Below are 10,811 nucleotides of genomic sequence, written 5' to 3' on the forward strand. Positions count from 1 at the left end.
GCACCCATGGGTGCGAATCCGCTGTTTGCCGTATTGAAACCGGCGCCTGATCCGGCGTTTGCCATGACACTCATGGCCTGCTGCAGGCCTGCCGCAAAGGTCTCTTGCATCTGCCGGGCCGCCTGGGCCTGCTTTGCGTCAAAATTCATCTTGTCTCCCCGATCCATGTTGAGTCCTGGTGACTCTTTTGAGCACACCAACAGTATCGTAGGATTTGCATTACAAATTGCTCACCAGGCCCGCGGAGTTCTACGTATTTATGTATTTGATTGTCATTGCCTGGATTTACGTTGTGCTCATGATGAGTGTTGCCGAAGCTACCAACAGCAACGGCACACTTCTGGGGGCACTGGTCACCTTTGTACTCTATGGACTGGGTCCTGTGGCATTGGTGGTTTACCTGATGGGTGCGCCTGCCCGCAGCAAGGCAATCAAGAAGCGCGCTGCAGCAGAACGCCTGCAGCAAACTGCAGGCGTGGATGCAGCCCCAGACCCAACATCGCCGTCACACGCGCCAGATACAAGCGGCCATGCGCCCCGTGGTGCCGAACCCATTCCCGGCGACGCCGGCATCCCGCCGGTGGGAAAAGAACCTTGATGGATTGCGCACGGTGCACCACGCATCGCTGCCGTCATTGCCGTACACCCGCGTAATCCCCATTGCCTTGAGGCGCAACCGCGCCAGCGCCGGCAAGTCGGCCAGGTATTTGCCGCTGCCGCACGGCGTAAAGAATCGGCCGGCGTCAGGCTGAACGGTTTCGAACGCGGCTTTGACTTCAGCGCCGACTTCGAACGCTGAAGGCCCAATGCACGGACCGAGCCATGCTATTGTTTTAATAGCTGCTTGCGCGCGTTCCTGTTGGGCTACAGCCCGAAATGACTCGTAAACCGCCTCCAGTACACCGCCCTGTCCTGCTGGACTTCCTGCCAGTCCGCGCCAGCCCGCATGCGCTGCGGCCACCACGGCACCGTCTTCGCTGGACAGCAGCACCGGCAGGCAATCGGCCACCATGATGGTGCACGCAACCCCGGCCTGGCGGGTCACGCAGGCATCGGCTTTCTGGCCATCGGCAGTGGCGGCGTCCAGCACGCGTACTTCGCTGCCATGCACCTGCTGCAGGAACACCGGGTGGCTGCCCGTTGCCCGCCGCAGTACATCACGGTTGGCCGCAACATTGGCCGGTTGGTCGCCGACGTGGTCACCCAGGTTCAGGCTGTCATAGGGAACGGGCGACACACCCCCGGCACGCGTCGTGAACACCGCTCGCACGCCGGCAGGCGCCGGCCAGTCGGGAATCAGCCAATCGGCATGCACAAGCAATCCAGCTCAGGCTTCGTTATCGGGGCAGGCCGACGGTTGCGCTTTTTGAAACGCCGGCAGCCTCATGCAGGCGTCAAAGGCGGCCATGGTGCGCGGCAGCCCGTCAAAGCTGACGTTAAAACGTTTGGCATTAAAGATTTGCGGCACCAGGCAACAGTCGGCCAGTGTCGGTGTGTCGCCATAGCAGTAAGTCGACGCAGGCAACTGGGCCAGCTGGCGCTCAAAGGCTTCCAGCCCCTCACGGCACCAATGGACGTACCAGGCGTTCTTGGCCGTTTCGTCGAGCTTGAGTTCCTTGACCAGGTATTTCAGGACACGCAGGTTGTTGACGGGGTGGATTTCGCAGGCGATTGACTGCGCCAGCGCGCGCACCTTGGCGCGGCCCAGCGGGTCGGCCGGCAACAAGGCCGGCTCAGGATGTTTTTCATCCAGGTATTCGATGATGGCCATCGACTGCGACAGCTTTTCCCCCTCAACTTCCAGCAGGGGCACGAGGGTGTCAGCGGCCAGGGCGGCGTAAGGCGGCTGCTTGTGCTCCCCTTTTGCAATGTGCACCGGAATGTAGTCGTAACTCAGGCCCTTGAGCTCCATCGCAATACGTACGCGAAACGACGACGAAGAGCGGAAATAGTTATGGAGTTTCATCTCTAAAGCATAAACCATGGCCCCCACGGTCGCTCGCTTCGCGTAGCTCCCTGCCCCCCGAGGGGGCGCTGCGCCTGCGGCCCGGCAAAGCCGGTTCCGCGGCCCCTGCCGGGTTAAGAATTCAGGGGTTCAACCAGCGGGGGCCGAGGGTACGGCTTTGCCGGCCCTAGGCGCCGCCCCCTTGAGGGGGAGCAGGCTACACGAAGTGAGCCTGGACAGGGGTGGGCTTGTTCTGCCCGGCGAAGCCGGTTCCGCGGCCCCGGCTGGGTTAAATACAGCCCCGCCGTCGCGCACTTCGTATGGCTTCAAGCTGAGCTGGTTAAGTGACCACCCTGGCAGGGCAATCGCCTGCGCGACTGGTGCAAAGCCCGGTCGCCGCTACCATTCTGGCGACAACCTTTACCCCATTCAGCGGRGACCACCATGAGYGCCATCGCCACCTTGTCCAACCACCAGATCCGTCTGGCAAGCCGCCCCGTCGGCCTGCCCACCCGCGACAACTGGAGCTTCACCACCGAGCCGGTCGCCGAACCCGGCCCGGGCGGCGTGCTCGTCAAAACCCTGTACCTGTCGCTGGACCCGGCCATGCGCGGCTGGATGAACGACGCCAAGAGCTACATCCCGCCGGTGGAAATCGGCGCCGTGATGCGCGCCGGCGGCGTGGGCAAGGTGATCGCCTCCCAGAACCCGTCCTTTGCTGTGGGCGACTACGTGAACGCCGCACTCGACGTGCAGGAATATTGCCTGATCCCGGCCGACCAGATCAAACGCAGCGGCATGTTCAAGATCGATCCGCGCCTGGGCCTCACATCCTGGCTCAACGTGCTGGGCCTGCCGGGCATGACAGGCTACTTCGGCCTGCTGGAAGTCGGCCTGCCCAAGGCCGGCGAAACCGTCGTGGTTTCCGGCGCGGCCGGCGCCGTGGGCCAGACCGTGGGCCAGATTGCCAAGCTCAAGGGTTGCCGCGTGATCGGCATCGCCGGCGGCAAGGCCAAGTGCGACTGGGTGGTCAATGAGTTGGGCTTCGACGCCTGCATCGACTACAAGAACGGCGACGTGCGCGCCGGATTGAAGGAACATTGCCCCAAGGGCATCGACATCTACTTCGATAACGTGGGCGGCGAGATCCTGGACATGGTACTGGCGCGGCTGGCGCGCGGCGCCCGCATCATCATCTGCGGCGCCATCAGCCAGTACAACAACACCACGCCCGTGAAGGGCCCGGCCAATTACCTGTCGCTGCTGGTGAACCGCGCCCGTATGGAAGGCATCGTGGTGTTCGATTACGCCGACCGCTACCACATCGGTGTGGCGGAGATGGCCGGCTATCTCAAGGCCGGTACCATGAAAAGCAAGGAAGACATCGTCGAGGGACTGGACACTTTCCCGGAAACACTGCTCAAGCTTTTCAACGGCGAGAACTTCGGCAAACTGGTGCTGCAGGTGGCCAAAGACTGAGGCCCGATGCGCCGGCTGCTGCCGGCCTTGGGTGCCGCTTACTTCGCATTGCGCACCAGGCGCACGACGGCCGCCGTGGCGCGCGGGGCTTCACCGGCGCTGCCGTCGCTGAAACCCACAAAGGTGAAATAGCCCGGGCCCGTGCTGCTCGATGTCCAGAAGCGCGCCACGGGCGTGCCCGGAAAAGCATTGGGATCTATCGCGGCCTTGTCCCCGTCAGCCTCCCGTGCAGACACGATGCTGGAGAGTTCTTTGAGAATCGGCAAGCGCCATTCGGCCTCCGGCGCGGAAGCCGCCTTGGCGCGCGCGGCCGCATCGGGATGGTTCAGGAAAACCGGTTGCCCGGTACAGGTCTTGCCCTTCCAGACCATGCCTTCCGCGCAGCGCCGCCAGATCAGGCCGGTGCGGCTATCGGTGACTTCCTGGTTGTCTGCGGATACGCTGAAGCGCTCCTGCGCAAAACTTGCGCTGGACAAAGCCAACAGCAAAAGGGAAAGACCCAAGGTGTGGACGGAATTGCGGTGCATAGAAATCTCCATGGCCGGAGCGGCCTTGCAGCCTTACGACTTGTTACCAATACTAGGCAAGTTATCTCGCTGCAACCATAGGGAACCTATGTAGGGGGTAGTACTTAGCGCGCATGCACTGTTTGTGTGCGGCCGCATTCAGGCGTCAGGGCTGATGCAGCTGGTAGTCATGCCCGAGCCCGCCACCATCAAGAACCTCCTGCGTGACCTGCTCAACCAGGAAATCCAGCAGCACGCGCACGCGCGCCGGCAGGCGGCCGCCCCGGCCGACAAACACCGCATGGATGGGTTCGCGTTCGCCCGGGTTCAGGTTTTCAGCCACCGGCACCAGGCGGCCCGCGTCAATATCGCGGCCGACGTGGAACATCGACATGCGGGCCAGCCCGGCGCCCGCCAGCACCAGGTGGCGCAGCGCCTCACCGTCACTGGCGCGCGCATAGCCGGTGATGGGCAACTGCTGAACCTGACCGTCTACCCGCACCGGCCAGTAATGCATATTGCGCTTGAAGGTATGGGCCAGGCGCTGGTGGGCTTCGAGTTCTTGCAGCGTCTGCGGCGTGCCGTGACGCGCCAGGTAATCAGGGCTGCCGACGATCACCTGCGCCGTATCACCCAGACGCCGCGCCACCAGTTGGGACGACGCGAGCGCGCCCCAGCGGATTGCCACGTCAGTGCGCTCGTCCAGCAAGTCGACCACGCGGTCGGTCAGCGTGATGTCCAGTGAGATGTCCGGGAAGCGCTCGTGGAAGGCAGGCACTAGCGGCAACAGCAAGCAGTGCGCGGTGGGCATGCTGGCGTTGATGCTGACGCGCCCGCGCGGCATGGCGCCCGCGCCCGCGCCGCGCTCGGCCTCGTCCATGTCGGCCAGCACGCGCGTACTCTGCTCGTAAAACGTCGTGCCTTCGGGCGTGAGCTGCAGCTTGCGCGTGGAGCGGTTGACCAGCCGCGTACCCAGCCGCGCCTCCAGGCGGGTCACCAGCTTGCTAACGGCCGAAGGGGTCATGCACAGGTGCCTGGCGGCAGCCGAAAAACCGCCTTTGTCCACAACCTGGACAAAGGCCTCCATCTCGCCGGAGCGGTTGACATCTATGCGGGGCATGACCTCGTATTTTGCGCAAATTAAAGTGAATTGAATTCACAAATCATTGTCCTCACGGCATTCTAGTCAAGATAGCGCTTTGTCTCCAAACTAAGCGCATCCTCTTTTCAGGCGACTTTCATGGACGCGCGCAAATCATCCCCTTCACTTCCTTCCTTTCCTTCGCTTCCTCTAGGCCCGTGACCATTGCCTCGGCCGGGCTGCTGATCTCAGGCTACGCCCTGGGCGTGGCTGTGGGCGCGCCGGTGCTGACGCTGGCCACGCGCAAGCTGCCGCGCAAAACGGTGTTGCTGGGGCTCATGGCCATCTTCACGCTGGGCAACCTGGCTTGCGCGCTGGCACCGGACTACGGCAGCCTGATGGCGGCCCGCATCATCACATCGATGGCGCACGGCACCTTCTTCGGTGTGGGTTCCATCGTGGCCACCGGGCTTGTCGCGCCCGAGCGAAAAGCCTCGGCCATCGCCATCATGTTCAGCGGGCTGTCGCTGGCCACCCTGCTTGGCGTGCCTGCAGGCGCCTGGCTGGGCCTGCACTACGGCTGGCGCTCTACCTTCTGGGTGGTCACGCTGATCGGCTTGCTCGCCTTTGTGGTGCTGGCCATCTTTGTGCCGCGCAGCGCGGCCGAAAACGGCACCTCGACCATCCGGCAAGAACTGGCCGGGCTGGCCCGCCCGCAAGTGCTGCTGGGCTTGTTGATGACCGTGCTCGGATTCGCCGGCCTGTTTGCGATCTTCACTTACATCCAGCCCATCCTCACGCAGATCACCGGCTTCAGTGAAGCGGCGGTGTCGCCTATCCTGCTGGTGTTCGGCGGCGGCTTCTTCGTCGGCAACCTGCTGGGCGGGCGCCTGGCCGACCGCGGGCTGCGGATGTCGCTGCTGCTTACGCTGGGCGCGCTGGCCCTCGTGCTGGGCGTGATGGGTTTTGTGCTGCATTCGCCCGTGGCGACGGTGGTGTTCGTCGGGCTGCTGGGCGCGGCTTCGTTTGCCACCGTGGCGCCGCTGCAGATGCGCGTGCTGCAGCAGGCGCACGGCGCAGGCCAGAATCTGGCGGCCAGCCTCAACATCGGCGCTTTCAATGTGGGCAATGCGCTGGGCGCCTGGCTGGGCGGTTTGGTCGTGAGCAGTTCCTTCGGCTTGGGTGGCCTGAGCTGGCTGGCCGCGCTGATCACCCTTGCCGGCATCGCGGTCACGTTGTACAGCCTGTCGCGCGACAAGGCCGAGCCGCGCGCCATCCCCGTCACTTGCTGAGAGAACCACACCATGAACACATTTTTCATTCCAAAGCGGCGCGCGTGTCATGTCCTTCTTTCATTCACGTTGCTGGCCGCCAGCGTTTTGCCGCAGGCGCAGGCAGCCGATGTCAACGCATGGACGCCAAGCTGGACGGCCAGCCCCCAGCCGATCTGGCGCGATGACTTTGTGCTGCCGCTGGGCCTTCCTGCCACGCTTCACGACCAGACCGTACGCCAGACCGTCCGGGCCAGCGTGGGCGGCTCGCGCGTGCGCATTGTGCTGTCGAACGAATACGGCTCGCAGGCCTTGCAAATAGGCGCGGCCCAGATAGCGCCCACTGACGGAGCCGGCAAGGCATTGACCTTTGGCGGCCAGCAGACAGTCGCCGTACCGGCAAGCGCTGTCGTGATGAGTGACCCGGTCGAGATGCCGGTCGCGCCGCTGAGCCGCCTGTCGGTCAGCCTCTACCTTCCACAAACGACACCACTCACCACCATCCACTGGGACGGCCTGCAGCCTGCGCAGATTGCGGCGGGCAATGCCGTGAACGCGAGCGTCCTCAAGGCCGATAGCGTAGTGAACAGCCGCCTCTTCCTCAGCGCGGTGTTGGTCGACGCCGTGCCGGGCACGCGCACGGTGGTGGCCTTCGGCGACTCGATCACCGACGGCGCGGCATCAACTCCAGGCACCGATCAGCGGTGGCCGGACTTCCTGGCGCGCCGCCTCGCCGGGGACAACGTGGCCGTGCTCAATGCCGGCATCTCGGGCGGGCGGGTTCTCAAAAACCACATGGGCATGAATGCGCTGGCGCGCTTTGAGCGCGACGTACTGAACCAGCCCGGCGTCACCAGCGTGGTTCTGCTCATGGGCATCAACGACATCAGCTGGCCGGGCAGCACCCTTGAACCCAAGGAGCCCGCCACACAGACCGACGCGTTGATCGCCGGTTACCGCCAGCTGATTGCTCGCGCCAGAAGCCGCGGCGTGCGCATCGTCGGTGCCACGCTGACACCCTTTGAGGGCGCGCTGACCATGCCGGGCTCGCCGATTGCCAATTACTACAGCCCCGCAAAAGACGCCGTGCGACAGCGCATCAACGCGTGGATGCGCAGTGGCGGCGAGTTTGATGCGGTGCTGGATTTCGATGCGGTGGCGCGCGATCCACAGAACCCGCTGCGTATCCTGCCCGCCTATGACTCGGGCGACCACCTGCATCTGGGTGATGCCGGCAACAAGGCGGTTGCCGAATCCGTTGACCTGAAGCTGCTGCTGGGCGAACGCTAATAAAGCGCCTGCGGCTTAGCCACCGACGACCAGACGCAAGCCCGGCATGAGGCTTTCGGTTTCGGCGCGCCGCTGCAGCGCCATGCGCATATTCATTTGCGCGACCTCGGTGTGCTCCACCGCCAGCGCCTGCGCACGCGCGCCCTCCCCAGCCTTGAGCGCTGCAAACAGCATGTGGTGCTGGCGATGCGCGTAGTGCATCCAGTCGCGGTCCTGCTCCAGCGTGGACTGCATGGGCAACATGGCGGAGGCCGAGGCGAAGGGCAGCTTGTCGTTGAGCTCAATGGCCCTCTGCAGCGCGCGGTTACCGCTGGCCTCCAGGATGAGCGCGTGGAAGCGGTCGTTCATGGCCGCATAGGCCGCGTAGTTGTCATAGCCCAGCGGGTTGGCGGTAAGTGCGCGGTCACCCTCGTCCAGGCAAGACTGCAAGTCGAGTTGCAACTGGCGTGACACACCGTGCTCAGCTACCAGGCGCGCCGCCATGCCCTCCAAGTGACCGCGCACTGCAATGGCATCGGCCACCTCGCGCGGGGTGAACTGGCGCACCAGGTATTTGCCGGTGTCATTGGCCTCGACCAAGCCTTCCTGCTCCAGCGTGACCAGTGCGGCCCGCACCGGTGTACGCGAGGCGCCCAGGCGCTCGGCCAGTTGCTGCTCGGCCAGGCGCTGGCCGGGCTCAAACTCGCCGCGCAGTATCAGGTCGCGCAACTGCATCAAAACGGTTTCTTGCAAGTTCATGCCCAAAAATGTACACTGAATTTTAATTTCGGTATACCGTTTTGAGGTCTCCATGAATGCTGAACAGAACGAACTGCTCACCCGCATCACCGCGGGCACGCCCTGCGGCAAGCTGCTGCGCCAGTACTGGCAGCCCGCGGCGCTGGTCGATGAGTTCAACCCGGCGCTGGACCCTCGCATGGCGATCCGCCCGGTCAAGGCGGTCAAACTGTTCGGCCAGGATCTGGTGCTGTTCAAGGACGCCTCCGGCGCCTGGGGCCTGCTGGACCGCGACTGCGCGCACCGCGGCGCCGACCTGTCGTTTGGCCGGCGCGAAAGCGCGGCGCAAGGCGGCGGCCTGCGCTGCCCTTTTCACGGCTGGAAGTTCGCCACCGACGGCCGCTGCCTGGAAACCCCGGCCGAGCCCACGGGTAGCAAGCTGTGCGAACGCATACGCCAGCGCAGCTACCCCGTGATTGAAAAAGCCGGCGTGCTGTTTGCCTGGTTGGGTGACGAGGGCAGCACACCGCCGCCCTTCCCCGCTTTTGACTGCTTTACCGCGCCAGCCACGCACAGCTTTGCCTTCAAGGGTTTGTGGAACGCCAACTGGCTGCAGGCTTTTGAGGTGGGCGTCGACCCGGCGCACCCCTCTTTCCTGCATCGCTTTTTGCAGGACGACCCGCTCGACGAAATCGGCCAGAACCCGGCCGGCAAGCAGTTTCGCAGCGCCAGCGCCGGCACCAAGGACGGCGAGCAGTGGCCGATGACGCGCATCATGCGCGAGTTTGCCCAGCCCGACATCAGCTTTGAAAGCAAGCCCTGGGGCATGCAGCTAACCGCGCTGCGCGCCATGACCGACAAGCTCACCCATGTGCGCGTGACCAACGCGATCTTCCCGGCCACCTTTGTGATTCCGCTGTCGGAAACCATGACCATCACCCAAATGCATGTGCCGGTAGACGACACGAACACCTACTGGTACACCTTCTTCACCAGCTTTGGCGCCCCGCTGGACCGCGAGAGCATGCGCGCGCAGCGCCAGCAGTTCATCGCCCTGCCCGATTACATCCCCAAAGCTGGCCGCCACAACAACTGGGGATTCAACGCCGAAGAGCAGATGAGCACCACCTACCTGGGCATGGGCGAAGAAGACATCAATGTGCACGACCAATGGGCCGTGGAAAGCATGGGCGCCATTCAGGACCGCACGCGCGAGCACCTCGGCACTTCCGACAAGGTCATCATGGCCAACCGGCGCGTGCTGCTCAAGGCGATTGAGACAGTGCAAAACGGCGGCGGCGCACCCGGCATCGCCGACCCCGCGCAGGCCAGGGTAATCACCGGTCCCGATACGGTGGACGGCATTGCACCGGCCGGTGAATGGGCCGCGTGGTGGCAGCAAACCGCGCGCACCAAACGCGAGGGTGCGCCGTGGCTGGACGCCAGGTCCACCTCCGACTTACCCAACACCGTCACTCAACCATGAGCAGCTTTGCGGCGCAATGCGGCGTGCACGGCGCCGCCAGGCAGGCCGCACTGCTTGACGCGACGCTGCGCATCGAGGCACGCGGCCTGGAACTGGTGCGCTTTGCCTGGTGCGACCTGCATGGCATGTTGCGCGGCAAGACATTGGTGGCCTCTGCTGYCGGACAAGCCATGACGGACGGCGTCGGCATGGTGAGCACATTGCTGCTCAAGGACACCGCCGACCGCACCGCGTACAAGGTATTCGAAGCCGGCGGCGCCGACGAACTGCCGGGTTTTGAATTTGGCGGCAATGTGATGCTGCTGGMCGACCCGGCAAGCTTGAAAGAATTGCCCTGGGCCGAAAAAACCGGCTGGGTGCAATGCCAGCCATGGTTTCCCGACGGCCRCCCGGTAGAACTCGACACGCGCCGGGTACTGCAAGGCGCACTCGCAAAACTGGCGGAAGCCGGCTACAGCATGAAGTGCGGGCTGGAGATCGAGTTCCACATTTACCGGATTTCCGAAGGCGGCAGCGCTCCCCAACTTGACCCGGCGCTGGCCGACTGGCCGGGCTTGYCGCCGGAGGTGAACATGATCCATCCCGGTTACCACCTGCTGTCAGAGCAATGGGTGGACATGGCCGAGGAGCCGCTTCGCATCGTGCAGCGCACGGCACAGGCGCTGGGGCTGCCGCTGCTGTCGCTGGAAATCGAACTGGGGCCGAGCCAGGTTGAGGCGGTGTTTGAAGCCACCGATGCACTGACAGCCGCCGACAACATGGTGCTGTTTCGCAGTGCCGTCAAACAAGCCTTAAGGCGCGCGGGCTATCACGCCACCTTCATGTGCCGGCCGCCCTTTCCGAACATCATGTCCAGCGGCTGGCACCTGCACCAGTCACTGGTAGACCTGAAAACCGGCGCCAACGCCTTCAAACGCCAAAGCCCCGCAGAGGGGAGCACACCCGCGCACGCACAGTACACGCTGACCGAAACCGGCGAACACTACCTCGCCGGGTTGCTCGCGCATGCGTGCGGCATGACAGCCTTCTGCACGCC

Annotated in this window: 10 protein-coding genes; 5 read left to right on the forward strand and 5 right to left on the reverse strand. The window is 64.1% G+C overall.

The annotated features are described in order from the left end of the window. Positions 1-505 precede the first annotated feature (505 nt). Positions 506-1,315 carry a peptidoglycan editing factor PgeF gene (gene pgeF / locus AC1D0Z_RS15030; RefSeq protein WP_477659028.1) on the reverse strand — a complete coding sequence of 270 codons (810 nt, stop codon included), beginning with the start codon at positions 1,313-1,315 and terminating at the stop codon, positions 506-508. Between the two features lie 12 nt (positions 1,316-1,327). Then, positions 1,328-1,966 carry a maleylacetoacetate isomerase gene (gene maiA, locus AC1D0Z_RS15035; protein WP_477659029.1) on the reverse strand — a complete coding sequence of 213 codons (639 nt, stop codon included), beginning with the start codon at positions 1,964-1,966 and terminating at the stop codon, positions 1,328-1,330. A 423-nt stretch (positions 1,967-2,389) separates the two neighbouring features. On the opposite strand from maiA, the gene AC1D0Z_RS15040 reads away from it, so the two are divergent. After that, positions 2,390-3,424, forward strand: coding sequence for an NADP-dependent oxidoreductase (locus tag AC1D0Z_RS15040; RefSeq protein ID WP_477659030.1), 1,035 nt, complete (start codon positions 2,390-2,392; stop codon positions 3,422-3,424). A 38-nt stretch (positions 3,425-3,462) separates the two neighbouring features. Here AC1D0Z_RS15040 and AC1D0Z_RS15045 read toward each other — a convergent pair whose 3' ends face one another. Together AC1D0Z_RS15045 and AC1D0Z_RS15050 are read right to left on the reverse strand one after the other, a co-directional pair. After that, positions 3,463-3,951, reverse strand: a complete 489-nt coding sequence (locus AC1D0Z_RS15045) for an Lcl C-terminal domain-containing protein (RefSeq protein ID WP_477659031.1) — start codon at positions 3,949-3,951, stop codon at positions 3,463-3,465. Positions 3,952-4,096: 145 nt separating this feature from the next. Further along, positions 4,097-5,050, reverse strand: a complete 954-nt coding sequence (locus AC1D0Z_RS15050) for a LysR family transcriptional regulator (protein WP_477659032.1) — start codon at positions 5,048-5,050, stop codon at positions 4,097-4,099. Positions 5,051-5,184: 134 nt separating this feature from the next. On the opposite strand from AC1D0Z_RS15050, the gene AC1D0Z_RS15055 reads away from it, so the two are divergent. Beyond that, entirely contained in the window at positions 5,185-6,303 is a 1,119-nt protein-coding gene (locus AC1D0Z_RS15055) for an MFS transporter (protein WP_477659037.1), read from the forward strand. Between the two features lie 12 nt (positions 6,304-6,315). Next, positions 6,316-7,572, forward strand: a complete 1,257-nt coding sequence (locus tag AC1D0Z_RS15060) for an SGNH/GDSL hydrolase family protein (RefSeq protein ID WP_477659033.1) — start codon at positions 6,316-6,318, stop codon at positions 7,570-7,572. Positions 7,573-7,587: 15 nt separating this feature from the next. On the opposite strand, the gene AC1D0Z_RS15065 is transcribed toward AC1D0Z_RS15060, so the two are convergent. Then, complete coding sequence (locus AC1D0Z_RS15065) at positions 7,588-8,310, reverse strand: GntR family transcriptional regulator (protein WP_477659034.1); 723 nt, start codon at positions 8,308-8,310, stop codon at positions 7,588-7,590. Between the two features lie 52 nt (positions 8,311-8,362). On the opposite strand from AC1D0Z_RS15065, the gene AC1D0Z_RS15070 reads away from it, so the two are divergent. After that, positions 8,363-9,775: a Rieske 2Fe-2S domain-containing protein gene (locus tag AC1D0Z_RS15070; protein ID WP_477659035.1), complete on the forward strand. Its 1,413-nt coding sequence runs from the start codon at positions 8,363-8,365 to the stop codon at positions 9,773-9,775. Next, positions 9,772-10,811, forward strand: a 1,040-nt coding sequence (locus AC1D0Z_RS15075; RefSeq protein WP_477659036.1) for a type I glutamate--ammonia ligase, incomplete at its 3' end; no start/stop codon positions are given. The genes AC1D0Z_RS15070 and AC1D0Z_RS15075, both read left to right, overlap by 4 nt.

Source organism: Polaromonas sp. P1_E3 (genome assembly GCF_056405935.1).

What these genes read in the sequence shown, in the direction of transcription:
- maiA (WP_477659029.1), bottom strand. Translation starts at nt 1,966, where the DNA reads ATGAAACTCCATAACTATTTCCGCTCTTCGTCGTCGTTTCGCGTACGT.
- AC1D0Z_RS15045 (WP_477659031.1), bottom strand. Translation starts at nt 3,951, where the DNA reads ATGCACCGCAATTCCGTCCACACCTTGGGTCTTTCCCTTTTGCTGTTG.
- AC1D0Z_RS15050 (WP_477659032.1), bottom strand. Translation starts at nt 5,050, where the DNA reads ATGCCCCGCATAGATGTCAACCGCTCCGGCGAGATGGAGGCCTTTGTC.
- AC1D0Z_RS15060 (WP_477659033.1), top strand. Translation starts at nt 6,316, where the DNA reads ATGAACACATTTTTCATTCCAAAGCGGCGCGCGTGTCATGTCCTTCTT.
- AC1D0Z_RS15065 (WP_477659034.1), bottom strand. Translation starts at nt 8,310, where the DNA reads ATGAACTTGCAAGAAACCGTTTTGATGCAGTTGCGCGACCTGATACTG.
- AC1D0Z_RS15070 (WP_477659035.1), top strand. Translation starts at nt 8,363, where the DNA reads ATGAATGCTGAACAGAACGAACTGCTCACCCGCATCACCGCGGGCACG.